The organism is Pseudomonas sp. P1_F7 (assembly GCF_056405655.1).
In genome coordinates this window covers 32,662-56,272 of the sequence record NZ_JBFUBR010000004.1, presented here as the reverse complement: position 1 = coordinate 56,272, position 23,611 = coordinate 32,662, and the positions used below count along the sequence as shown (strand labels likewise).

The following is a 23,611-nucleotide window of genomic DNA, read 5'->3' as shown; positions in this document are numbered from 1 at the left end:
CATGCGCCTAGAGCTACTGACGTCGTAGCACGTCGCATGGAGATGGTTCCCTTGGTAGGTCAGAATGCTGTTGACTCAGATTTAGACAACTGAGGAGCGGCCAAGCTTCGTCCGACTGAAGTTTGGCCCCTTCCAGCGATGCCTTACGCTTTGGGTTTCTTGTTTCGCGAATAGCCGTTGTAACGCCACAATCCAGACGGGTTATGGCCTGTCAAATTAAGCAACGACAGCTGTGTGGACTCTGATTGGATGAACCGAAAAATCACAGAACGCCGTATTGTTTGAGTCGACACTCCCGTCGGATCGATTTGAGCTTCCAACAACCAAGAGCGCAGGATCTTATTCAGCTCATGAGAGTTCATTGGGTGGCTAGTGGTCTTGCGGGATGGGAACAGATAATCCCCGTCAGAAAGCCCACTTTCTTTAACGTACGTAGCAACCAACAATTCTTCGGTTGCAGTCAAAACGCGTCGTTGCCGGTACGTACGAACTTTGATGGTTGGCAAGTCCAGCATCACCATATGGTTGGTGTAGTTTAGGTTTTCGACTTTGATCCGGAGTAGTTCAGACTGACGGATACCAGAGAGCAGCACCGAACACAAAACCTGATCACGCAGGATGGCTTTGCGGTGGACTACCTTCGCGATGGCATCAAGCTCAAGCCCACTCAAATATTTTCTGGATGCGAGGGGCCGCGCGGATTTCCAAGGCATATTACCCGGTGAATTTAATGCTTTATGGGGTACGCCTTGAGCCGTTTCTTGGGATTTTTGCCCTGAACGCACTTTCGAACTGTGGCTGTCTGTCCTGCCGATGTTGGCCGTTTGCCCTTGCCGGAAGCTGTGGAAGACCAAAAGTTCGTGCAGCGGCAATAGCATGACCAAACGCTCGATATCGCGGTCGTCGATGCCTACGGCATTGCTTGACTTGAGAGACTGAAAAATGGATGTGCTGACGCTGTCCCTTACCTCTGGAAGAGTAGGGGCAGGTGCATCCGGCAACCAATTTTCTGATGACCTCAAGACATCGTGAAAATCGCGATAGCCCAGCCCTTGAGCCAGAATCTCTTGAGCGGTCATGAGTCTGATGGCGTTAGCGCTAGGCCAGTGGCGGCGAAGCACGTTTGCAATGTGTTTGAATCGACGTTTGGGAATTAAATCTGAGGGGAAGACCGGGACGCGCATGGCATTTCTCCGATAGTCAGGGTGTCGGCTGCCCTCTGACTATTGTCGAATGCCTACGGAGTAGATCATGACAACCTGAGGCCCATGGCCTTTTGCGAACCGACCGCTCGATCCAGGAAATCGATTAGTTAAAATTAGCACAGCTTTGTGACCTGTCTAGGAAAACGGCTCTTCGAAATGCAGGAGTCTAGGAGCGGGAGCAGGCCTCGATCTTATCGGTCGATTGGTGAGCGGGCGCTAACTTGAGCTTCATCGCGCGGTCACTCATCGATGGTCGCTGAAGTTGATCGCTGCTATTGATTCGAGCCTAAGGCCCGGCTTAGTCAGCCAAGCAAAGCTGGTGGTGTTGCAGTCGATCCTGCGGGCTATGGGTGGCCTAGCCCAATTAACGAGAGATGCTTGGAATAACTCAATAGTTATTAAATGGAATTTAGTTTTGACAAGATTTGTTCTAGCTCAGAAATTCCTTTGGCGAGATTTGGGTCGCTATATATAGTGGAGTGCCTGGACAATTCATGTATCCTGATTTCAAGTTGTTGTATAAGCATTTTTGTTTGTTTTGGGGAGGGCGCGGATAAACTAGCTATCGCTATCGCAAATCCCTCATCGAAATAATTTTTCAGCGACATCGGATCACGATGGCCTGTAAGTTTGGCTACTTTGGCTAAGATTCTTCTTTGGACGGCCTCCATCCACAAATCTTTCTGAGCTATATCTCGCTTCAATTCCTTTGCGATCTCATATGCTATCTGGGTCGTAATAAAACGATGTCTAAACATGGACAAGCAGACTTGCACATCTGTGAGACCAGATAACTCACAAAGCCTTCTGAAGTCTCGCGCCAAGGATCGTGTCTCGATGGCTTTTCCATCTTGCGCAAGCATGAAGGATGTGGCTTTTGTGGGTGCAATATTTAAATATGCTATGAAAGTTGTACGTGCTTTAAGGTATATGGATATTTCGATCGCCTCCTCAAGCGATAGGGGGAATTCACGTATAGGTCTAGGTACCTGTCGTGTTTTCAATGTTGGAATGTACAGGGTTCTCTTTTCTAGCGGATGTTGATTCAAGTTTAGGGGGATGCTGTTTAGCTCGTCAGGACGAAGGCCGGTCATTTTCGCGATTTTAAGAGTCGCTAGCCGACGGTTGTATAAATATTCGTTTTTCGCAATATAGTCGTCACGCCGTTGAGAAGCAGTAACATCGAACGGATATCTGGGGCTGGTTTTCAGCCTATAAATTGTGTCGCTAATCTTGCCGATGAAGTTATCAGGCATGGGCTTTTTATCACCCACTGGGGGGCGCGCTGTTGGAATCGCTGGGTGGTACAGAATCAGCTGGCCTTGCCTGTTAGTCTTCCATTCAATTGTCACTTGTGCACCAGTGCCTAACTCCCCGATGAGCTTAGGTTGCGAGACGAGCCGATAATTCACTTGATACCAAATCAAAAAATCTATCACTCTTCTAATGGTATATGCGACATGGTTTGGACTGCGAGCATCAGTAAGGGCAGATTTTTTTAATTTTTTACCTTCTAATAAATGATTTGAGAGGCCCAGGAGGAACGTATCGTCAACTGCGAGTAAATGAGCACCATGGTTAAAGCAGTAACGTATGTAGTGAGTCATGTGAATTGCAAACGTTTCGGCTGAGTCGCCGGTGGCCTGAACAGTTACATGCTGTAACCAGATATTAATCAGAGTGCAAGGTGAGCCGTTTGGCCAGAACATATAGACTTGTTTCGAAAGAGTTTTTTTTCTGACGATTGCGGCTTCTTTTTTTCGAGAATAAACCACACTCCAAGGTATCTCTAATACCATGCCTGTTTGGTAAAGCTGAAACTTAGGCATCCACCTTACCTCCCTGTATAACACTCCACGCCTTCGGAGGCAAAGCTGGGTTCGTACTAATGCCTTCAAATCTGAGATTTGACTCGAATAAGAAGTTGGTTATCTGAAGTTTGGTTACATTATTAAGGCTGGTATCTGTTTCCACTAGGTTTTTAAAAAACCTAAATAAATCAAGATAGGCATATGTAGCTAGCTGAGCTTGGTTGTAAGCTTCATTAATCATCATTTCAGGCGTTGGTTTGTCCTCAATAAGATCTTGGGTGACTAGACTGTAAGTGGAATAGATTTTTGCTCGTAACGAACGCATGTGTTCCCAGAGATTCTCTGAAGTATGAGTGATGCCGGGAAGAGTGTGTTCTAAACAAAAGTTCTTGAGGGTGTTGTAACTTATTTTATCGAATTCATTCAAGATCTCTAATGTGCAAAAAGTCTTCATGTTGGCCAGTTTTTCTTGGTGAGATTTTGTAAGGCTAAGTTTTCCATCCAAAACTGACTGCAGCCAATCATGTCTTCTTTGTATGTTTTCAACGGTGGAATTTTTCATCTTGAGCTTCCCCGTATTTCAAAGCTATTTCTGTATCGAAAACTTCTGACTCATAGGTGGTCAGCCTTATGGTGTAAGTGGAAATGAGCAATCCGTCGCTCGCCAGCAGCGCTTGGAGGAATTGGTCAAATTCAAATTTGTTTCTTGATTTTAAAGATGTGATATTCATAGTGGACAATATTTGTTTGTATAAGGCTACAAGCCCTTGGTTTTCGTTCTCATTAAGGTTTCCAAGTTCAAGTTCGATTAGTTTGTCTTCGATGTTTTCAATGTTGTATTTAATGATTTCTTCTTCTGGCACGTCGCCACTAAGATAATCATGCAGGTAACGTGGGTCATCCTGTCCGGCTTGATGCCTTATAGCATCGTCTGCGTATACTTTTGCGTGATTATACATTGTGACAATGAAGAATTTCCTCATCTCGTGGATTTTGATGTACCAACGGCGTTTATAAATATCCACGGGAATTTCGATGATGTCGCAGAAAGACCTCATTGCATTATTGATTCGTGAATCCACTCTTTTTCCACTTGGCTGATTAAAACCTCTAGAAGAAGGGAAATAAAAAAGATGTTCGGAGTGTGGTGACGTATCTTGATATATTTCTTTCAGACCGTTGCCTAACACGGCTAGTAGCTGAACCGCAACAGATGCTATGTAAGGGATGGGGCGGCGGATGTTGGGTGCGATGGGAACGCGCTTCTTAAGTATAGGCTGCCTGATAAAAGCACCCTCGTCGTTAGTTTGATAACTAAGCGAGTCGCGTAATATAGCACCGAGCTCATTAATTCTAATGGGTTTCGTAAATCCGATTACTAACGCACACGCAGCTACAAAGCACTCAAGCGCAACTGCAAATGTCATTTTTTTGCTCGTGCTTTCCCTGTGTGATTGGCTGGTAAGTTTAGAAATGTTTAATGCGTCGGTCAATGGTTGGGCAGGTAGGCCTTCGAAGGGTTGTGTGTTATATGAAGAAATAATTTGTTCAAAGATTTTTTGCCTTTGTAGATGCCGATTGCTCCGCCCTTTTAATTCGCCAGGAGGGATGTTATGAAACGCGTTAATGATTTCAAGCGTCGCACCTACGATGGCTTTTCCATATACCATAATCCATTGTACTGCTTTGTCTAGAGCGTACATGCCAATGGAATAAGGTATTTTCTTTGTGTGGCCATCCATTCTAATATTGTATTTCTTCATGTGCTCTTTATGGTCAAACTTAAAGTTTGGCATGACGTCGGGTAAGTTTGAGTTTCCTTCAGCAAGTGACTTCAGAAGAATCAGGAACTGGATAAGTGATTTCCTAGTGATCTCCCCGGTCTTGTCCTTGTCAAAAATGGCGGTCTTATGAGATGTGTGCTGTGCTCTTATTCTAACTCCCTCAATCAAGATCGACTGCTGTAGGGAAACTTCAAACTGTCGTAGAAATGTGCGGATATATATGTGGTTGAAAGCAGTGACGTGAATGCCTAATATCTTTGCCAAGTAGTCTCTAGATACCAAGCCAATTTCACAATTTTTAATATTGCCTTTTCTAACGTATAGATTATTAGTTTTCAAATGGTTAATTATTTTTGCTATTTGGGGTTGTGTGAGTTTCTCATCACGATATTCTTCGTCAATCAGTTCGCAAAATAACTCACAAAGCCTCGGAATTATTTGCAAAATCCCTGCCCAGCCGCCTTCGCAGTATTGTTCAATGAGCACTTCAAAGGCGTTCTCATTTATTAGTTTGAAACCGAATGTCTGTGGCTGGTATCGTTCTTTATATAGGCATTGCCAGCTTGCTATATTGATGTAAAAGCGTACGTACTTCATCCATGTAGAATGATCGACTCGCGGTGACAGATATCCTGCTCGAACGCAGAAAACTTGCTTCTGAATCGTTTCTAGTAATAGTTTGTTATGCGGATCGGTTAATAGGCTTCCGTCAGGAAGAGATTCAGAAAAATTAATAGTTACTATTACATTGTTCTTGCCGACTACTTTCCATTCCCTCGAGCCGATACCTCCCGCCTTTAGCCAAGAGGCGGAATAGGTGATAGTGCCTTCTAAGTTCTGGCGGGCTTGTTCTATAAGCAAAGATAATGTTGCTCTGGAGCTCATTGGTTTAATATTTATTTTTGGCATGACTATAGCTCATTTATCAAGGCATCTACTTTAACGACTTTTTTGGCTAGCTCAGATTTTAAGTCTAAAGCTTCAACGTACACGGCCTGAAAATGTGGTATAGATAAACCCGCAATATTCCCAATAATGGTGCCTTTGGCGCTCGGGTCTTTGCTTATATCGTATGCGCAATGTAATAGGCGGGCTAATGTGGTGATCGATTCTTCGGTGATTCCCGAGGTGACATCTTCGTATTGTTTTATGCGTGGGTTTATACGAATTTCTGAAAATAAAAATATGGCAGCTAAAGAGGCAGCATCTAGTTTCAGAATTACTTTGTGATTCACTAGTCGTTCGATCAGGTGATGAAAGGCATCCTCCGTAAGCTCAGCTGCATAGCGTTTAAGATCAATTGAGACTGGATCAGAAGCGACACTTACTGTCGCTTCTCTAATGATAAAGTTAAATAAGTCATTTTCTGTTAGAAAATCGCTCGCTGCCAGATGCCACGGCTTGCCTTTAGTCGCCAAGACAATCAGTTTCGTCTGGAAGGTACGGAGGATGCGCACATTCCATCGCTGCTTCAACCACTTTGGAATGTACCTGACTATGATGACTGCAATAGAATTACCTAAAGTGTTTGCAGCCGCCTGATAGGTACCTTCTTTTAAAAAGCTAATCAGCGCCTGAGTTCCACGAATTCGCTTTAATGTAAATATTTTTCTTGATACGTCACCGGTAGTAAGCTCTTTTTCCAAAGCTTGATATAGACTAACGCCTAACTTAGTAGTGAAAATTTGATCAAGACTGCTGCTTAAACCAACCCATTCATATGATGATGTTAAAAACATCTTTCTGTAATTGATATCGCCAGCTAGCATTAGTCGTATTCGAGCTTTCATTGTTGCTTTCACAAGCTCTACATAGATTTTATGGCTGCGGGGAGGTAACGCGGAGACTTTTCGAGATATCGCCCGAGGTTTACTAACACTCCACATTAGCCGATCCAGGTCACTATTGTAATAATGTATGGGTTTGTCGTCCCCTGATAAATAATCTGCAGTACGTAGTGAGTGGGGATTAAATTTCGGATTTTCAGCTGCTAGAATTGCGGCTGCTGCACCGCAGTCTCGCGCTGAAAGGTACCCCAATAGTCTGTTTAACGTCTCATTGATGTTTCTAGTTGGAGCACCATAATCTCCAGCGATCTTTCTAAGCTCCTTATCCATTCTGGCTCGCATATAACTGTTTCTGCAGAACGGGCGAAAAAATGGAATCTTTTTCATCGCCTTGTAGGAAATAGCATCTAACTCACCTGTCCGGAGAAAAAAATGCTCTATCATCGCTAAAAACCAAGCGGCGCCGTCTGGATTATAAGCGTCAGCTATATATCGGTGGTTAACGTAGAAATTTCCTGATGCTAAAACTGCTTCAATTTTTTCTACAGGTATAGATTTTATTAAGCTTTCGCCTATGCGTTGGCAGATTACTACGTTTTCCCAGTAACCCTCGCAAGCTAATACAATCGTTTGGGTGCGTGTCTCAAGATCGCTTTGAAGCTTATCAAGGAATTTGTCTGTACTGATATTGATGCTTTTGTCTACTAGGTACGTCTTAGGCCATAAATCATCAACATTCGTCAAAGACCATAGTGTTTCTTCAACCGAGTCCAACACATCTGCGCTTGTTTCATCATCCGGGATTATGGGCTGCTTCATTGTTGGAATGACAATATCGAGGGGGATAATGTGCCTTTGCTTGAGATTTTTATATAGATGGAGTACTTGTCGCCATTCCATACGCATGGTTTCGAGTTTTTTGTCGCCTTTCTTGTCCAGCTTTTCAGGGTGTGAAAGATGATATATGTAGTGCTCGCTAACAAATGCTCTCCATTCTGAGCTGCCAAGTGCTGGCAAGCCCTTTCCTTCAGCAGTCGCGAAACCTAATATTCTCTTGAGTGCATTTATACGATGTGTTTTTGTAATTCGAGCAAATCTCTGACAAATCAAAATCGTTTCATTGCATATAGACTTCAGACTACTTTCTGATGCTAGGGGCGGCCTTGGTAGTTCCATTTCTCTGCTGCGCTTCTTATTTGGCCACGGGAGCTGAAACAGAATTTCGTCAGCGGCTATTTTGAAAGAGATCATGGCTGAAGCCTCAGGATGCTCTGCCTGAATATAGGTGGGCTGAAGATGGTGTCAAATTTACGGTATCAAAAATTGGCCGTTCGATTGGTTAACCAATTGAAATCTATGAGGATAAATATTTTGACGTTATTACCATGTCCACAAAAATATTCGAGTTCATAATCAAGTCCCATGCGAGCTCAAATAAAGCGCGCACCTTAGCTCAGATACTTGAAGGGACGCATGAACTGACCGAGCTGTAGCAGCAATATAGGAAAAATCCTACAAATTAAAAAGAATAGGACTACGTATTAACTAGATTTCTTATTAGGAAGGCTGAGAAAGTCCAGCGCTTGGGTGCACTTTAGAAGGAAGTTGTTTGTAAGTTTTACGCTGTATATTTGTCGGCTTTTATATGTGTCTTTTTTCTATAATGGTACTGAGGTCAACAAGTCTCTAAATTCAGATTGTTTCAGTGGTTTTATCAAGTAACCCAGTAATGGCAGCCCGTAATCAGTGGCTGTTTTCACAAGCTCATCCAGTTCAGACGTTGTCAGGCTACTCAGAATGATCGCCTGTCTGATCAGCCCTCGCTGACTGGCGAACCGGACCAGATCGAGTCCCGTCAGATCGGGCAGGCATTGATCGCATAAAAGAATGTCGAACGGTTGGCCGGCCCCGAGCATTTGCTGCATGGCGCCTTTGGCGCTATCGGTGGTAGTCAGTCGGGTGAAGCCATAACTTTCCAACAGGTATTGAGTGGCTATTAGTTGGAAGGGATGGTCTTCCACCACGAGGATGCGTAGATCGTCTTCGGCCATGGGGCGCACTTCATCTGTCGAACAGAAGGGAGGGCGATTGTTTCGCGAGAGTGCCGGAGAAGCGATCAGTTTGCTCGCCATGTGCTGTAGGGCGATTCGACGAAACTTGAGTGCTGTTGGAGTTTGTAGGGGGGATCAGCCATAACGAATGTCGTAATGGCTGATCAATCGATACACCTCAGTGGCTGGCGCGTCCGGTCATTTCCAAGGCCATGTCGCTGGCATAGCTGTCGGTCATGCCGGCGATGAAATCAATCATGCGCAAAAACGAAGTGTGTAATGGGCCGTGAGGATCGGGTGCATTGTTGCCCAGCAGATCAAGGATGCGGCGGCTTTTGAACGACGGCGTACGTCCGTTGTGCTGCTCCAGCGCTGCGCCGCAAAAGGCGTTGAGCAGGATTTCCAGTGTGGTGTAGGCGCCGATCTCGTGCAGGGTCTTGCGCTTGTCCTGGAAGATTTTCTTGCGGGCCATGTCCTTGGCGTTCAACACGCAACGCTTGGCGGGCCCGTGCATGTGCTCCACCAAGTCGCCGGGCAATGTGCCGGCCAACAGCGCGTCCTGTTGCTCGACGAAGGCGCGGGCCGCGGCATTGGTCAGGTGCTCAATGGCCTTACCGCGCAGGATCGCCAATTTGCGTCGGCGCGAATCGCCGGGACCGAGCTGGCGATAGGTCTCCGGCAGGTCATCGCCCACCAGGCCCAGCAGCAGGGACTCGACTTCGGCGTATTCCAGCAGCTCCATTTCCAGGCCGTCTTCCAGATCGATCAGTGCATAGCAGATGTCGTCGGCGGCCTCCATCAGGTACACCAGCGGATGCCGCGCCCAGCGTTGCTCCTCCAGTTGCGGCAGGCCGAGTTTATGGGCGATCTGCTCCAGTAGCGGTAGCTCGCTCTGATAACAGCCGAACTTGTGTTTCTTGTAGCCCAGCGAGTCGGCGTGCTTGGCCGTCCATGGATACTTCAGGTATGTGCCCAGCGTTGCATAGGTCAGTCGGGTGCCGCCGTCGAACTGGTGATACTCCAGTTGAGTGAGTACCCGAAAGCCCTGGGCATTGCCTTCGAAATTCAGGAAGTCATTGCGCTCGGCTTCACTCATTGCGTCCAGCCAGCCACGGCCGGCGGCTTGCTGGAACCAGTGACGGATCGCGTCTTCACCGGAGTGGCCGAAAGGCGGGTTGCCGATGTCGTGTGCCAGGCAGGCCGATTGCACCACCATCCCCAGGTCACTGGGTTCGCACCAGTCGGGCAGGGCGTTGCGGATGGTTTCGCCGACCCGCATGCCCAGTGAGCGACCCACGCAACTGACTTCCAGCGAGTGGGTCAGGCGCGTATGAATGTGATCATTGCTGGACACCGGATGGACCTGGGTCTTGCGCCCGAGGCGGCGGAAAGCCCCCGAGAAAATGATGCGGTCGTGGTCTTTGTGAAAAGGGCTGCGGCCGAGTTCTTCAGGGCTGTGCAGAGGCTTTCCGAGGCGTTCGCGGGTAAGCAGAGTGTGCCAATCCAAGGCGGGGTCTCTCCGTCAGGTGACTGATGGCCTAGCTTCCCGTTTCGCGCCATGACCTGCAAGCGGAACTACAACCCGGCGGCGTCGATATCGAGGCCCCTCGATAGAGGGGCGCATCCCGTCGACGTGGCAAGAATGCAGCCAGAAAGAAACTGATCAGTCTTTGCGCGAAGAGCCTTGCATGATCAGTGTGATCAGCGGCCCGAGTGTGGTGCCGAGGCGGATCAGCCGGGTCAGGCTGCTGAGGCCGCCACCGTTTTTTGCACCCTTGCCGGTCAGAAAGCCCAGCAAGGTAACGGCGGCCACGCCCCAGAGTGGAGCGTGCTTGATGCCGAAGCCGTCCTTCAGGTTTTGTGTGATCCCGCGTACACGTTGCAAGGGTTGTAGCAGTTGCGTGGATTCGTGGCGGATTTCCTGACGATGCATTTCCATGCGCAAGCGGATCAGGGCCTTGCGCATTTCCGTGCGTGAGCTGTTGTGTGGCAATTCAGGCAGGCTCATGGCAGCAGACGCTCCCGATCGTTGGCCAGCTCTTCCAGCGTGCCATGGAAGGGCGAGGACTCATCGAAAATCGCCGCTCTCAAGCGCATTCCACAGAATATGGCGGCGAGGGTGTAGAACACACAGAGCCCGATGATGGCGGTCAGGCGATACGTGTCCCAGAACACGATCAGCACCAGCGTCGACAGCCCTACCAACAGCAGCAACGCAAACACCAACGTCAGCCCGGCAAACAGCAGCAGGCTGACGGTGCGGGCTTTTTGTTCCTGCAGTTCGATGCCGAACAGTTCGACATGGCTGTGCAGCAATCCAAGGAAGGCAGCGCCCAGGCGCCGCGATGAGGAGCTGGTTCCCGCTACAGACGGGTCGGATTCACCGATCGACATATCAGCGCCGGCTAGCCAGCAGGCCGATCAGGAAACCCACACCGGCCGCGATCCCGACGGATTGCCAAGGGTTGGCCTGGACATAGTCTTCCGTGGCGGTGACAGCTGCCTTGCCGTGTTCGCGCAGGGAGTCTTCGGTCAGCTTCAGGGTTTCACGGGCACGCAAGAGACTGTCGTGAATCTGCTCGCGCAACTCGTCAGCCTGATCACCGGCCAGGGTCGCGGTGTGCTCCAGCAACCGTTCGGTGTCACTGACCAGCGTCTGAAAGTCGTTTATCAGGATTTCTTGAGCAGTCTTTGCCTGGGTGCGGGCCATGGGGGATCTCCATAAGTGGCTTTCTGATGCGTTCGAGTATGAGCCTTCGGCGAAGGTTCAGTACAAATGACTGGTACAACTTTTGCTGTGTCGTGGTGCGCCGGTCCGCACCATTGCGCTATAGCCGGGCATGATTTCAGTAAAACCGTAGGACCAACAATCAAAAACTCGCGTAAACGTCCGGGGCGCGTTTTTCCTGGGCGGCGTCTGTGCGCCAAAGTGGTTCAACGAGATCAGCCCGCTGATGTCTTTAAGCTGCAACTTGGTGCATGGGCAGTCGTCGCGAACTGCTTTGGTGCTTTTTTCTGCCATAAGGTCTGCCCATCCCATGGAAAATCTGCAAAGCGCTGTGGACACCCTGGTCCATAGCTCCAACACGCTGTTCATTCTGATCGGTGCGGTCATGGTTCTGGCCATGCACGCCGGTTTTGCCTTTCTCGAAGTCGGAACCGTGCGACAGAAAAACCAGGTCAATGCGTTGTCGAAAATTCTCAGCGACTTCGCCGTTTCGACACTGGCCTACTTCTTTATAGGCTATTGGATTTCCTATGGCGTGACGTTCATGCAGCCAGCGGCCGTGCTCAATGCCGACCATGGTTATGGACTGGTGAAGTTTTTCTTCCTGCTGACCTTTGCCGCGGCGATCCCGGCGATCATTTCCGGAGGGATCGCGGAGCGCGCCCRGTTTGTCCCGCAACTGTGTGCAACCGCGTTGATTGTCGCGTTCATCTATCCGTTCTTCGAAGGCATTGTCTGGAACGGCAACCTGGGTTTGCAAGCCTGGTTGCTGGAGCGCTTTGGCGCCGGTTTCCATGATTTCGCAGGCTCCGTGGTGGTGCATGCCATGGGCGGTTGGCTGGCACTGGCGGCGGTGCTGTTGCTCGGGCCGCGTAATGGCCGCTATCGCGACGGTCGGCTGGTCGCGTTCGCGCCATCGAGCATCCCGTTTCTGGCGTTGGGCTCGTGGATCCTGATTGTTGGCTGGTTCGGCTTCAACGTCATGAGCGCGCAAACCCTGCAAGGTGTCAGCGGACTGGTGGCGGTGAACTCGTTGATGGCCATGGTTGGCGGTACGGTGGCGGCGCTGATTGTCGGGCGCAACGACCCCGGCTTTCTGCACAACGGCCCGTTGGCGGGGCTCGTGGCAATCTGTGCCGGTTCCGACCTGATGCATCCTGTGGGGGCGCTGGTCACCGGTGCCATTGCGGGGGGCCTGTTTGTCTGGTGCTTTACCGCGGCCCAAGGTAAATGGCACATCGACGATGTCTTGGGTGTGTGGCCGTTGCATGGCTTGTGCGGCGTGTGGGGCGGTATTGCCTGCGGCATTTTCGGCCAGAGCGCTTTGGGCGGGCTGGGTGGGGTCAGTCTGATCAGCCAGTTGATCGGCACTGCGCTGGGCATCACTGTGGCACTGGCCGGCGGGTTTGCCGTGTATGGCGTGATCAAGGCGTTGCATGGATTGCGCTTGAGTCAGGAAGAGGAGTATTACGGCGCGGACCTGTCGATCCACAAGATCGGCGCCGTGAGCCAGGACTGATTCGGGTCTTTTATCGACGGTGGCATCAGGGCAGGGGCCTCAATGGCTCGACGGTTTTTCGGGGCAGGCCTAGAATGGTCACTTCATTTACTGGTTGAGCGCTCATGCCTCCCGAATGTCAGCTGTTCGGCACCCTTGGATGCCATCTCTGTGAAGTAGCCGAAGCCATGTTAATGGAGTTCGTCGAGCGCGGCCTGCTGGTGGAACTGGTGGACATTGCCGACGATGAAACATGGTTCGCAGCCTACAGCCTGCGAATTCCGGTGTTGCGGCGAGTCGATACCGGTGCTGAACTGGGCTGGCCGTTCAGTGCCGATCAGGTGGTGGCGTTCCTGCGTTGAGCGGCTTTTGCGCTGGTGGCATGTCCCGCCTGTCGAACTTTGCGATTGATCCCCTTGGCTTATTCAGTGTTGATCGGATACTGTATGCGTATACAGTTATTCGCGGTGCCTGCCTTGCCGTTCGTGATTTTCGGGAGTGAGCAGGCAAGCCCGGGCGTGAGAGGGATGAATCGTGGTCAATGTCGAACAGTTGAAGAACAGCGTGAACCGGATGTCCGCAGACGTCGTGCGCGAGGCCGTCCTTGAGTTGCGTCTGGATGGTCTGGTGACCGAGGGGAAAACGCCCTTCAACAAAACGCATTTCAATACCTGTTTCGCAGAAATCGAAGCCTTGTTTCAACGCGCGGGATATCACCGGCAACTCGATGTCGTGGGTTATCAGGGATTGTTGTACGCCCTGTATGACCCCGCGCGCTGGGAGGCGGTCGATGTACTGCGCTGGCTCAAGGAATACACCGAAGCGGCGGCGCGCACGCAGATCCCGGCTTGAGGAATCTTAGGGGGCGTTCTCAATTAGTTTTCACGCCGCGCCGGGCCTGCTGTTGTGCAGGGCAAGGCGTGAGAAGCGTGGTTTGGTCATTCCAAATAAGCTTCGAGCAACGCAGCCCTGCACAACAGCAGGCCCGGCCCTTCGGGTTGTGCCTTAAAACGGGCCAGGCTGCGTTGCAGGTCTTGGAAAGGGAACAACCATTTCCAGCGGCCTGCGCCTTTCCTGGCCCGCTTTAAGGCGACAACGCGACGGGAAAACTAATTGAGAACGCCCCCTAGGTTCATTCCCCTTGCTGTTGGATAATGCCGCTCTGCACTGAGGTTAGAGCTTTCGTATGTCCACTTCTTCTTTTTCCGCGGCACACAGCCAGGCCAGTACGCTCTACTTGCCACCAGGTCCGTGGCAGACCGTTGTCGATTGCCTGAGTGAGCATTTCAGCGCCATCGGTCGTGAACAATGGCTGGACAGAATCGCCCGTGGCCGGGTCCTCGATGGGCAGGGTATGCCGATTGCCCTCGATCTGGCCTACAGGGAAGGTTTGCGGATTCATTACTTTCGCGAAGTGCCGGATGAAAAACCGATCCCGGTGATCGAGTCGATTCTGTACGCGGACGAGCATCTGGTGGTGGCCGACAAACCGCATTTCCTGCCCGTGACGCCGGCTGGCGAATACGTCGAACAGACGCTGCTCAGGCGCTTGATCCGTCGCCTGGACAATCCGCATCTGGTGCCATTGCATCGCATCGACCGGCATACCGCAGGGTTGGTGCTGTTTTCCGCCAATCCGCAGAGTCGTTCGGCTTATCAGTCGTTGTTTCCAACCCGGCAGATCGAAAAGCGCTACGAGGCCATCGCAAAGGCGTTGCCTGACCTTGCTTTCCCGTTGGTTCATAAAAGCCGACTGGTCGATGGCGAACCGTTCTTCCGCATGCAGGAAGGGCCAGGGGCCAGCAACACCGAGACGGCGGTCGAAGTCAGGGAGAAACAGGGGGATCTCTGGCGTTATGGTCTTTACCCGGTGACGGGCAAGAAACATCAACTGCGGGTACATATGGCGGCGTTGGGGGCTGGTATCTGCAACGACCCGTTTTACCCCGAGGTGCTCAAGGATGCGCAGGATGACTACGCCAATCCTTTGAAACTGCTGGCGCAGGGGCTGAAATTTATCGATCCGGTCACGGGCCAGACGCGAGAGTTCGAGAGTGAAATCACCCTGCAATGGTGAACAAGTAGCTACCCTTAAGCGCTGTTCTTCAGGCATGAAAAAGCCCGCATCAAGCGGGCTTTTCTGTATCCGGCGGCGCCAGGATTACAGCTCTTTAACGGTACGAACCTGGTCTTTGTTGATGCGGGTCTGTTTGCCGTCGAGCTGTTCGAATTCGTAGAAACCGGAATCCTTGTCGAACTGTGGCGTGTCGACGGCCTGGATTTCGCGACCGTCATTCAAGGTGATCACCGTAGGCGAGGCGCAACCGGCGAGGGTGGCGAGGCCGAGTGCAAGCATGAAAGTGGCGAGGGTCCGTTGAGTCATGAGTGTGTGTCTCCGAATAAGAAATCTTTGGTTACTGAGCTTGAGACGTGCACCGTCCGCGCAAGTTCCTGATTAATCTCAGTCTGACACAGTGTCATGACCGCTTAACAGTTCCGGCGTGTTGAGGTTGGCCAGCCGAGGGTCTTTGTCGGGGCATTGCAGCGTGGTCGCGCCGAGCTTGCGCATCAACCGGCCAGGGCTGCGTTCACCTTCGTTCCAGGCATTTTCAAATGCTGCCCTGTGCAGCACAGGAATCACGCACAACAACGGTTCCCAGTGATCGTCATGCCGTATCATCAGCGGCTTGTCCGGATGCAGGTTGGCGGTCTCGCGCATGTTGCCGATCAGCGCCGCATCAATGCCCGGGACGTCACAGGGCAAGACCAGCAGATGAGTATGGCGAGCCGCTTTCAGGCCTGCGCGAATTCCGGCCAGCGGCCCGGGGAAGTCACCTTCATCATCGTGGACCAGCTGGTCGGCGTAGGGCTCGTACTTCTCAAGGTTACGATTGCAGGAGATGATCAGGTCATCGGTCAGCGAACGGGTCTTGCGATGCAAGTGTGCGATCAGCGGTTCGCCGTGCCAGTCCAGCAACCCTTTATCCCGACCGCCCATACGTTGGCCGCGACCGCCCGCCAGGAGCAGAATGGAGCAGGGCGGCAATTGTGAATTCGTGGTCATGGCAGGTCTCCATGGGAGCGGCGAAAAAACGGAGCGCTGTGATATAACACCGGGCTGTTTCTCCTACAACTGGACGAGCCTATGAAAGCCAAGGCTGATGTACCTTTCGCACCGCTGAACATTGCAGTGCTGACTGTCAGCGATACCCGCACTCTGGAAACCGACACTTCAGGTCAGGTCTTTGTCGACGGCTTGACCGCTGCCGGTCATTACCTGGCAGCCCGGGTGTTGCTCAAAGATGACCTCTACAAAATTCGCGCGCAAGTCGCCAACTGGATTGCCGACGATGTCGTGCAGGTGGTGCTGATCACCGGCGGCACCGGTTTTACCGGGCGCGATAGCACGCCGGAAGCCGTCGGTTGCCTGCTGGACAAACAGGTTGATGGATTTGGTGAACTGTTCCGCCAGATCTCGGTTGCCGATATCGGCACCTCGACCGTTCAGTCCCGGGCGTTGGCCGGTCTGGCCAACGGCACGCTGGTTTGCTGCTTGCCGGGCTCGACCAATGCCGTGCGCACCGGTTGGGACGGCATACTGGCCGAGCAGCTGGATTCGCGGCATCGCCCGTGCAATTTTGTGCCTCACTTGAAACAGGCAGCGCCTTGTGAATCCCGTGGGTAAGCCTGGTAAGTCTGGCAGTCTGATGCCTGTCGAGCAGGCGTTGGCGCGCTTGCTGGAAATGGCCGAGGCCTCAAGGATTGTCGAGCGTGAACGCTTGCCGTTGGCGCAGGTACAGGGGCGTGTACTGGCTGAAAATCTGGTGTCGACGCTTGATCTGCCGCCCTGGCCCAACAGTGCCATGGACGGTTATGCCTTGCGCATGTCCGACTGGACGGGAGAGCCGTTGGTGGTCAGTCAGAAGGTGTTTGCCGGCCAGGCCCCCGATCCGTTGCAGCCAGGAACCTGTGCGCGCATTTTCACCGGGGCGCCTGTTCCCGCTGGTGCCGATTGCGTTGAGATGCAGGAAAACGCCGAGGTCCAGGCGGATGAGCGAGTACGTTTCACCGAAGCCTTGACCCAAGGCCAGAACATCCGTCCGCAAGGCCAGGAAAGCACCGTCGGCGAGTTGATTCTGCCGGCAGGTACGCGGCTGGGGCCGATCGAGCAAGGATTGGCTGCCTCATTGGGATGCGCTGAGCTGGAAGTCGTTCGCAAGGTGCGTGTGGCGGTGCTGTCCACCGGCGACGAACTGATTGAGCCGGGGCAGATGCTGGGGCCGGGACAAATCTACAACAGCAACCGGGTATTGTTGTGTAGCTGGTTGCAGCGTTTGGGGTGTGAGGTCGTCGACGCGGGAATTCTGCCGGACAATCTGGAAACCACTCGCTCCAGATTGGGTGAGTTGAAGGATGTCGACCTGATCCTCTCGACCGGTGGCGTATCGGTAGGAGAAGCCGATTTTCTGGGCATCGCCTTGCGCGAAGAGGGCGAATTGACGTTATGGAAACTTGCCATCAAGCCCGGTAAACCGCTGACGTTTGGACATTTTCGCGGTGTGCCGGTGATTGGCTTGCCGGGCAATCCGGCATCGACCCTCGTGACTTTTGCTTTGTTGACCAGGCCCTATCTCCTGCGTCGTCAGGGTGTAAAAAAAGTTGAGCCGCTGAAGGTGCAGGTGCCGGCAGGATTTGACTGGCTCAAACCAGGCAATCGGCGTGAGTATTTGCGCGGACGGCTGGAAAACGGCAGGGCGACGATCTACAAGAACCAGAGTTCTGGTGTGCTGCGCAGTGCTGCCTGGGCTGATGGGCTGGTAGAAGTCCTGGAGGATCGCACGCTGGTTCAGGGTGATAGCGTTTTCTTCATTCCGCTGAGCGAAGTCCTGAGCTGATAGTTTCAGCGACTTTGTCACACAAAACCCGGTTGATTGAACCGGGTCTTGTGTTGATGGCAACTTAATGCGCCAGAAGCAATGAAATAACCTGCTCAAAACGGCTATTGGCGATCCAGCCAAGCAGGCCGAGGATCACGGCTGTTCCGCAGGCGGAATAGGCAAGCCTGTGCTTGATGGATTTGACGTCATCCCGGACTTCGTCCATGTCCCTGCGTATGTGCTTGAGGTGTGTTTCCAGCTCGGTGACGCGAGGTTCCATATCGACTTCTCCCGTGGTTTTTGTGCTGTTGCGGCATTCAGCTCGATGGCCTGCATTTTTATTATCTGTGAGCGGCAAGACCGAAATGGCCGGTGATGCGAGGTTTTGGCTTTGCATGGCACTTCCTTGTGATGTCCTGCTGTAGCCTCAAAGTCTACCAATTCACATTTCCGGTCAATTGAGCCGATTCCTCACGTTTTGTAAGAAAAATCCTGCCGCGTGGGGGGATCAAGACTGTCCGACTGGAAGTAATTCGTTTTCTTGCGACTTTTAACGGGGGGCTTCTGGCGTCGACAGCATGTTTATTCGTGCGCGCCTGCCCTGGAAGGGGACAACCTGCGTTTCTCGGTTCGCCCAGCGGCGTTACTCGTGCATCTGCCTGACGATTCGCCGCTGTTACGTGCTGGAGAAGTACCTAGTCATCAAGGCTGATGATTTGTTCGCGCACGGCAAACAGCACCAGGCCTGCCACATCGTAGATCTGCAGACGCTTCATGATCTGCGAGCGGTGGGTTTCGACGGTCTTGACGCTCAGCCCCAGGCCGTTGGCGATCTCTCGGGTGGATTTTCCGCGAACGATCAACCGCAGGATTTCCAGCTGACGTGCCGTCAGGTTGTGCGAGTCGGCAGGTTCGGGTTGGTGCTTCTGGTTTCGGTTCAGCGCCTGGTTGATCACCGTGTGGGCAATCGCCGGGCTCAGATAGCGCTCGTTGTTGCGCAAGGCCTCCAGCGCGTGCTCGAGCTCGGTCGCCGTGGTGTCCTTGAGCAGGTAGCCATGGGCTCCGGACTCCAGCGCCTGCATGATCAGGGCCGGGTCGGTATGCATAGAGAGGATCAGGACCTTGCTCTGCGGGCGCACTCGCTTGAGCTGCTGCAAGGCTTCGAGGCCGCCGGTGTGGCGCATCGAAATATCCAGCAGGACAATATCCGGGGACAGATGCCCGACCATTTCCAGCAACTGTGAGCCGTCACTGGCCTCACCGATGACGGCATAGCCGGGCAGATCCATTACCAGGGCGCGCACGCCAGCCCTGATCAGCGAGTGGTCATCCACCAGTAGTAAATTACAAGTCAATGCATAACCTTATTCGAACTGGCCCGTTCGAGCGCACGTGGCGCCCAGGGAAAAAGAGCTTCGATTTGAGTGCCTTTGCCCGGCTCGCTGGTAATGGTCAGTGTGCCTCCCAGTTGATCGATCCGTTCCGACATCCCGGCCATACCGCGTTGCCCTTCACGACCAGGGTCTGTTGCGGGCGCGAAGCCCTGACCATCATCGCTGATCTGCAACTTCAGGCCTTGGGGCAGACGCTGCAGGCACACTAGCAGGTTCTTGGCCTGGGCATGTCGCAGGATGTTTGTGACCGCTTCCTGGGTAATACGGAAAGCCGCCACGGCCATTTCCTCCGGTATGCCGGTCAGGCGCTGCTGGCATTCCAGGCTCCAGTGCACCGGGGTGTTGGCCAGGGTCTTGAGCAGGTGTGCGCGCAGACTGGCTTCCAGCCCGAGGCTGGTCAACTGCCGGGGATTGAGAATGGCGGATACGTCACGAACTTTGGTCAGGGTTTCTTCCAGCGTGTCGCAGAGGACCGAGCATTGCCCCTGGAGTTCTTCGGGCATCCGGCGTTTGAGCCAGTCACTTTGCAGTTTTGCAGCGGTCAGCAATTGACCGATGTCGTCATGCAGTTCGCGGCTCAGCCGGTGACGCTCGTTTTCCTGGACCTGCAACAGCCGGTCGGCCAATTCCTGGGGCTGGAATTTGATCGATTTGCGCGAGAGGCAGTACTGCACGGCAACACCGGTCAGCGCCGCAACGTTGAGCGCCAGCAATGACAGGGGCAACGGGATGGACAAGCCATAGACCAGTAGACTGCCGAGGGTCGAGCAGGCGCATAGCGACAGCGTGAATGTGCGTGCATTTTCCCGGGAGGGTGGCCACTTGGCGATTGACTTGAGGCTGGCGTGCATAGCGGATGGAGCCAATGGATGTTCGCTGCGGGCTGACCGGTCATGCTGGCTGACAGGCCCCTGTTTTTTCATGTGGAGCGCCGACTTCAACGGGATGTACTTTTTTGTTGGAGAGTTCAACTGCGAACTACAGCGAGCTGTATCCGGCTGCAATTCACACTGCCATTAATTGGCGTCAACTAACAGGCGGAATGGTAGCACTTAAGATACCGTTGGTCGCGTCTGTATGTATGTCCGAAAAGTCAGGAATCCAGTCGTTTGGACAATGCTTCCATAATGGAACAAGTTGGTTGTTGCCGCCGCAAAACGCCGATTGCCCCGAATACCCTGGTCAAGGCAGGCGCGCAATTGTCGATGGGCAATAGTGGTTGCTTAAAGATGTCGCTTACAGCTATGAAATATTCATTTGCGACATGTGCGCACTCAACTTACAGCGCGGTATTGATAACCAAGACACGCCATACGGCATAGTTGGGTTAGTTCAGGCCTGTCGTTCCGAATAGGACACGAGAGTGAACGGTCTGGAATTGACCGGTGGTTGAAACCGGCTTTGCCCGACCTGAAAGGCAAAGGCTTCGATCAGGGTGACCTGCTCGCTGTCGTCGAGGCTGAGTTGCCCGGTGGTCTGGTCGATGAGTTCGAGCTGCCAGGCAATCAGGGTCAGGCAGTCTTTCAGGGCACTCAGCGCGTCGTCGTGCAGGCTCATGGTGTTCTGTGCGTGGTTGAGCAGGCCATGAATATGCAGAGAGAATTCAGACACGGCCGCCAACGCCAGGGCATCGGCCTTGTTGGCTAGCTTGAGCAGTATGCTGAGCAGACAGTCGATGGCGTCCTTGTCATTGCTGATCAGCTGCAGATGACTCAGGCATTCCTCGGTTTTAACCAGGAGTGTTTCAGCTTCGACGAGAAAACCGGGGAGCCGCTGGGCCCACTCTTTACGGTCGTTCGGCATACTTATCTCCACAACGTCATGTCAAATGAGGGGATATCGTGTGTGTCGACGAGGGCGGTCGGGACCCCGGCATTGCCGAGTCGTCGGGTGAACGAGCCGCGGCTGGCCCGGAGGCAGGCTGGGGAACACGAGAGGGTGGTTGGCCACTTACTTGCGATCGCACACAAAAGCCTGACTCCGTTCCTGCAATGAGAATGGCGTCACATTAATGGCTATTGGATATTGCGAATATCAGGTTGCGCCTGATTGTTGATAGGGGAATCCCTTACGCAGGGGAACCTTTCGCGAGAACCAGGGTCGCGTGGCGCAGAAGTGCAGCAGATGTAATCACAGCGCCAGTAAAGCATGATGTTAATGTGACATCAATGCCTGGGCGTGGCATTTTAGAGAGGGTCAAGCTTCGGCAAAAACAGCCGATAACCTTCTTTAAGTGAAATCATCCGAACAAGACCAGGAGTCATTGATGGCCGGCATTCTCGACACGGTAGACCAACGCACGCAACTGGTGGGTGAGAATCGCCTGGAAATTCTCATGTTCCGGCTCGCCGGGCGGCAATTGTTCGCGATCAACGTCTTTAAAGTACAGGAAGTCTTGCAGCTGCCAAAGTTGACGCTGATGCCGCAGCGCCATCCTTTTGTGTGCGGCGTGGTCAACCTGCGTGGCCAGACCCTGCCGGTGATCGATCTGTCCCAGGCCATTGGCATGCGCCCGTTGGTGCCGGGGCCTGGCAGCACGATTATCGTCACCGAATACAACCGTTCCGTTCAGGCCTTCCTGGTCGGTGGCGTGGACCGGATCGTCAACATGAACTGGGAAGCCATCCTGCCGCCACCGAGCAGTGCCGGCCGCCAGCACTACCTGACGGCCATCAGTAAAGTCGATGATCAACTGGTGGAAATCATCGACGTCGAAAAGGTCCTGGCCGAAATCGTCCCGTACAACGCCAAAGTCTCCCGCGACAAGCTCGAAGATCCGGTGCTGGAGCGTGCCCGTGGCCGTGAGGTGCTGCTGGTGGATGACTCGAACGTGGCCCTGGCGCAATTGCGCGATACCCTTGGGCAATTGGGCGTGAAGATGCACATCGCCAGCGACGGGTTGAAGGCCTTGAACATGCTCAAGGCCTGGGCTGATACCGGCGTACACATGAACGACAAACTGCTGATGGTCTTCACCGATGCGGAAATGCCGGAAATGGATGGCTATCGCCTGACCACTGAAATTCGCAACGATCCGCGCCTGCGCGGCTTGTACGTGGTGCTGCATACCTCGCTGTCTGGCAGCTTCAACGACTCGATGGTCAAGAAGGTCGGCTGCGACAATTTCCTCTCCAAGTTCCAGCCGGACAAACTCGTCGACGTGGTACGCCAGCGCCTGATGCTTGACGAAGTACCGGCCTGAGCGGGTCCTGCGCTCCCATACATTTTGCTCTTTGATTCGATCATCAAGCTCGTATAGGGTGGCGTTTTTGCCTACCAGGGAGCTGGCCATGTTGCGTCTGAGCGCGCTGTATCGTTATCCGTTGAAGTCCGCCAGGGGCGAGACGCTGCAACAGATCGGTCTCGATAAACTCGGGCTGGACGGCGATCGACGCTGGATGCTGGTGGACGAGGCCAGCGGTCGCTTCCTGACCCAGCGTGCAGTGGCGCAGATGAGCCAGTTGTCGGCGTTGTGGAATGCCGAGGGTGGCTTGACCCTCAGCGCGCCCGGTCATTCGTCGATCGACATTGCCTTGCCCGGCAGCGATGCAGCACTGCGTGGCGTGACGATCTGGCGCGACACCTTGCGAGTCCCCGATGCAGGCGATGAAGCTGGGGCCTGGGTCAGCCAGTTCATTGGCAAACCGACACGACTGGTGCAAGTGCCGCTTGATCGGGCGCGGATGACGGAGGCGGGTTACGGCAAGGATGACGATCAGGTGGCGTTCGCCGATGGCTATCCGCTGTTGCTGATTGGCCAGGCGTCCCTCGAGGACCTGTCGCAACGGGTCGGGCGTCCGTTGGAGATGCTGCGTTTCCGACCAAACCTGGTGATCGAAGGCAGTGAAGCGTTCGCCGAAGACGGCTGGAAGCGTATCCGTATCGGCGAGGTCGAGTTTCGCGTGGTCAAGTCCTGTTCACGCTGCATCCTGACCACCATCGACCCGCAAACCGGGGAGCGCAGCGACGACCGCGAACCCCTGGCAACCTTGCAGAAATATCGTTCGCAGGCGGACGGCGCAATGTTCGGCCAGAACCTGGTCAACGACGGCAATGGTCGACTCGAAGTCGGCATGCCGGTGGAGATCCTCGAATAATTTTCCGCAGAATAAAAAATGCCCGTGTCGAAAAACACGGGCATTTTTATTTCTGTGAAACCCCGCGGGTTTAGCCGCGGTATTCGCACAGGTAAGCGGTGTCTACAGCGACTTTCAGCTGGAACTTGCTATTGGCCGGCACGTTGAACTGGCTGCCGGCAGCGAAGGTTTCCCAGTCGCTGCTGTCTGGCAGTTTGACGGTCAATGCGCCGCTGACCACGTGCATGATTTCACGCTGGCTGGTGCCGAATTCGTACTCGCCCGGAGCCATGACGCCGATGGTCGCTGGACCTTCTGCGGTGCCAAAGGCGATCGACTTGACGGTGCCGTCGAAGTACTCGTTGACTTTAAACATGGGCGATTCCTCGAAAAGGGCTAA

Annotated in this window: 25 protein-coding genes and 1 pseudogene; 9 read left to right on the top strand and 17 right to left on the bottom strand. The window is 53.1% G+C overall.

The features are described 5' to 3' along the window. Positions 1–143 precede the first annotated feature (143 nt). The 10 genes from AC1D1M_RS06460 to AC1D1M_RS06415 all read right to left on the bottom strand — a co-directional run bounded on the left by AC1D1M_RS06460 (position 144) and on the right by AC1D1M_RS06415 (position 11,348). On the bottom strand, positions 144–1,184 hold the full coding sequence (locus tag AC1D1M_RS06460) for a tyrosine-type recombinase/integrase (RefSeq protein WP_477774988.1): 1,041 nt from the start codon (positions 1,182–1,184) through the stop codon (positions 144–146). Between the two features lie 419 nt (positions 1,185–1,603). Further along, entirely contained in the window at positions 1,604–3,034 is a 1,431-nt protein-coding gene (locus AC1D1M_RS06455) for a site-specific integrase (RefSeq protein ID WP_477774987.1), read from the bottom strand. After that, complete coding sequence (locus AC1D1M_RS06450; RefSeq protein WP_477774986.1) at positions 3,027–3,578, bottom strand: hypothetical protein; 552 nt, start codon at positions 3,576–3,578, stop codon at positions 3,027–3,029. Before AC1D1M_RS06450 ends, AC1D1M_RS06455 begins: the two co-directional genes overlap by 8 nt. Then, positions 3,559–5,709 carry a hypothetical protein gene (locus tag AC1D1M_RS06445; RefSeq protein WP_477774985.1) on the bottom strand — a complete coding sequence of 717 codons (2,151 nt, stop codon included), beginning with the start codon at positions 5,707–5,709 and terminating at the stop codon, positions 3,559–3,561. The genes AC1D1M_RS06450 and AC1D1M_RS06445 overlap by 20 nt, the downstream gene beginning before the upstream one ends. A 2-nt stretch (positions 5,710–5,711) precedes the next feature. Then, on the bottom strand, positions 5,712–7,838 hold the full coding sequence (locus AC1D1M_RS06440; protein ID WP_477774984.1) for a hypothetical protein: 2,127 nt from the start codon (positions 7,836–7,838) through the stop codon (positions 5,712–5,714). Between the two features lie 407 nt (positions 7,839–8,245). Further along, positions 8,246–8,638, bottom strand: coding sequence for a response regulator (locus AC1D1M_RS06435; protein ID WP_477774983.1), 393 nt, complete (start codon positions 8,636–8,638; stop codon positions 8,246–8,248). A 178-nt stretch (positions 8,639–8,816) separates the two neighbouring features. Beyond that, positions 8,817–10,145, bottom strand: a complete 1,329-nt coding sequence (locus tag AC1D1M_RS06430) for a deoxyguanosinetriphosphate triphosphohydrolase (protein ID WP_008020358.1) — start codon at positions 10,143–10,145, stop codon at positions 8,817–8,819. A 156-nt stretch (positions 10,146–10,301) separates the two neighbouring features. Further along, positions 10,302–10,646 carry a hypothetical protein gene (locus AC1D1M_RS06425; RefSeq protein WP_477774982.1) on the bottom strand — a complete coding sequence of 115 codons (345 nt, stop codon included), beginning with the start codon at positions 10,644–10,646 and terminating at the stop codon, positions 10,302–10,304. Beyond that, positions 10,643–11,032, bottom strand: coding sequence for a phage holin family protein (locus AC1D1M_RS06420; RefSeq protein ID WP_477774981.1), 390 nt, complete (start codon positions 11,030–11,032; stop codon positions 10,643–10,645). The genes AC1D1M_RS06425 and AC1D1M_RS06420 overlap by 4 nt, the downstream gene beginning before the upstream one ends. A 1-nt stretch (position 11,033) precedes the next feature. Further along, positions 11,034–11,348 (bottom strand): ElaB/YgaM/YqjD family protein, encoded by a 315-nt coding sequence (locus AC1D1M_RS06415; protein WP_477774980.1) that lies wholly within the window; start codon positions 11,346–11,348, stop codon positions 11,034–11,036. A 328-nt stretch (positions 11,349–11,676) separates the two neighbouring features. Between AC1D1M_RS06415 and AC1D1M_RS06410 the strand changes: the two genes are divergently transcribed. From AC1D1M_RS06410 to AC1D1M_RS06395, 4 genes are all read left to right on the top strand, one after another. Next, positions 11,677–12,885, top strand: coding sequence for an ammonium transporter (locus AC1D1M_RS06410; RefSeq protein ID WP_477774979.1), 1,209 nt, complete (start codon positions 11,677–11,679; stop codon positions 12,883–12,885). Positions 12,886–12,989: 104 nt separating this feature from the next. Continuing rightward, on the top strand, positions 12,990–13,226 hold the full coding sequence (locus tag AC1D1M_RS06405; protein ID WP_150726312.1) for a glutaredoxin family protein: 237 nt from the start codon (positions 12,990–12,992) through the stop codon (positions 13,224–13,226). A 172-nt stretch (positions 13,227–13,398) separates the two neighbouring features. Further along, positions 13,399–13,716 carry a hypothetical protein gene (locus AC1D1M_RS06400; protein ID WP_008020364.1) on the top strand — a complete coding sequence of 106 codons (318 nt, stop codon included), beginning with the start codon at positions 13,399–13,401 and terminating at the stop codon, positions 13,714–13,716. Between the two features lie 334 nt (positions 13,717–14,050). Further along, the gene (locus AC1D1M_RS06395) at positions 14,051–14,941 is read left to right on the top strand and encodes a pseudouridine synthase (protein WP_477774978.1); all 891 of its coding nucleotides are present in this window, start codon (positions 14,051–14,053) and stop codon (positions 14,939–14,941) included. 84 nt (positions 14,942–15,025) lie between these two features. Here the strand turns inward: AC1D1M_RS06395 and AC1D1M_RS06390 are convergent, their stop codons facing one another. Both AC1D1M_RS06390 and mobA read right to left on the bottom strand, forming a co-directional pair. Next, a complete protein-coding gene (locus AC1D1M_RS06390; protein ID WP_007994800.1) occupies positions 15,026–15,247 on the bottom strand; it encodes a YgdI/YgdR family lipoprotein in 222 nt (73 codons plus the stop codon). Positions 15,248–15,325: 78 nt separating this feature from the next. Then, positions 15,326–15,928: a molybdenum cofactor guanylyltransferase MobA gene (gene mobA / locus AC1D1M_RS06385; RefSeq protein ID WP_477774977.1), complete on the bottom strand. Its 603-nt coding sequence runs from the start codon at positions 15,926–15,928 to the stop codon at positions 15,326–15,328. An 81-nt stretch (positions 15,929–16,009) separates the two neighbouring features. Here mobA and moaB point away from each other — a divergent pair, with 81 nt between their 5' ends. Together moaB and AC1D1M_RS06375 are read left to right on the top strand one after the other, a co-directional pair. Then, entirely contained in the window at positions 16,010–16,549 is a 540-nt protein-coding gene (gene moaB, locus AC1D1M_RS06380) for a molybdenum cofactor biosynthesis protein B (RefSeq protein ID WP_223456911.1), read from the top strand. Then, positions 16,533–17,759, top strand: a complete 1,227-nt coding sequence (locus AC1D1M_RS06375) for a molybdopterin molybdotransferase MoeA (protein WP_477774976.1) — start codon at positions 16,533–16,535, stop codon at positions 17,757–17,759. The genes moaB and AC1D1M_RS06375 overlap by 17 nt, the downstream gene beginning before the upstream one ends. Before the next feature lie 64 nt (positions 17,760–17,823). On the opposite strand, the gene AC1D1M_RS06370 is transcribed toward AC1D1M_RS06375, so the two are convergent. Further along, positions 17,824–18,138, bottom strand: coding sequence for a hypothetical protein (locus tag AC1D1M_RS06370; RefSeq protein ID WP_477774975.1), 315 nt, complete (start codon positions 18,136–18,138; stop codon positions 17,824–17,826). 169 nt (positions 18,139–18,307) lie between these two features. On the opposite strand from AC1D1M_RS06370, the pseudogene AC1D1M_RS06365 reads away from it, so the two are divergent. Then, a pseudogene (locus AC1D1M_RS06365) lies at positions 18,308–18,453 on the top strand (lipid kinase YegS); the annotation flags it as partial. Here the strand turns inward: AC1D1M_RS06365 and AC1D1M_RS06360 are convergent. The 3 genes from AC1D1M_RS06360 to AC1D1M_RS06350 form a co-directional block, all read right to left on the bottom strand. Next, positions 18,437–19,096: a response regulator gene (locus AC1D1M_RS06360; protein WP_477774974.1), complete on the bottom strand. Its 660-nt coding sequence runs from the start codon at positions 19,094–19,096 to the stop codon at positions 18,437–18,439. The pseudogene AC1D1M_RS06365 and the gene AC1D1M_RS06360 overlap by 17 nt on opposite strands. After that, a complete protein-coding gene (locus AC1D1M_RS06355) occupies positions 19,093–19,986 on the bottom strand; it encodes a sensor histidine kinase (protein ID WP_477775268.1) in 894 nt (297 codons plus the stop codon). Before AC1D1M_RS06355 ends, AC1D1M_RS06360 begins: the two co-directional genes overlap by 4 nt. 481 nt (positions 19,987–20,467) lie before the next feature. After that, positions 20,468–20,938: a hypothetical protein gene (locus tag AC1D1M_RS06350; RefSeq protein ID WP_477774973.1), complete on the bottom strand. Its 471-nt coding sequence runs from the start codon at positions 20,936–20,938 to the stop codon at positions 20,468–20,470. A 463-nt stretch (positions 20,939–21,401) separates the two neighbouring features. Between AC1D1M_RS06350 and AC1D1M_RS06345 the strand changes: the two genes are divergently transcribed. Both AC1D1M_RS06345 and AC1D1M_RS06340 read left to right on the top strand, forming a co-directional pair. After that, positions 21,402–22,337 (top strand): chemotaxis protein CheV, encoded by a 936-nt coding sequence (locus tag AC1D1M_RS06345; protein ID WP_477774972.1) that lies wholly within the window; start codon positions 21,402–21,404, stop codon positions 22,335–22,337. A gap of 88 nt (positions 22,338–22,425) precedes the next feature. Next, positions 22,426–23,232 (top strand): MOSC domain-containing protein, encoded by an 807-nt coding sequence (locus AC1D1M_RS06340; RefSeq protein WP_477774971.1) that lies wholly within the window; start codon positions 22,426–22,428, stop codon positions 23,230–23,232. A gap of 70 nt (positions 23,233–23,302) precedes the next feature. Here the strand turns inward: AC1D1M_RS06340 and ppnP are convergent, their stop codons facing one another. Further along, positions 23,303–23,587, bottom strand: coding sequence for a pyrimidine/purine nucleoside phosphorylase (ppnP, locus tag AC1D1M_RS06335; protein WP_007940055.1), 285 nt, complete (start codon positions 23,585–23,587; stop codon positions 23,303–23,305). Positions 23,588–23,611 lie beyond the last annotated feature (24 nt).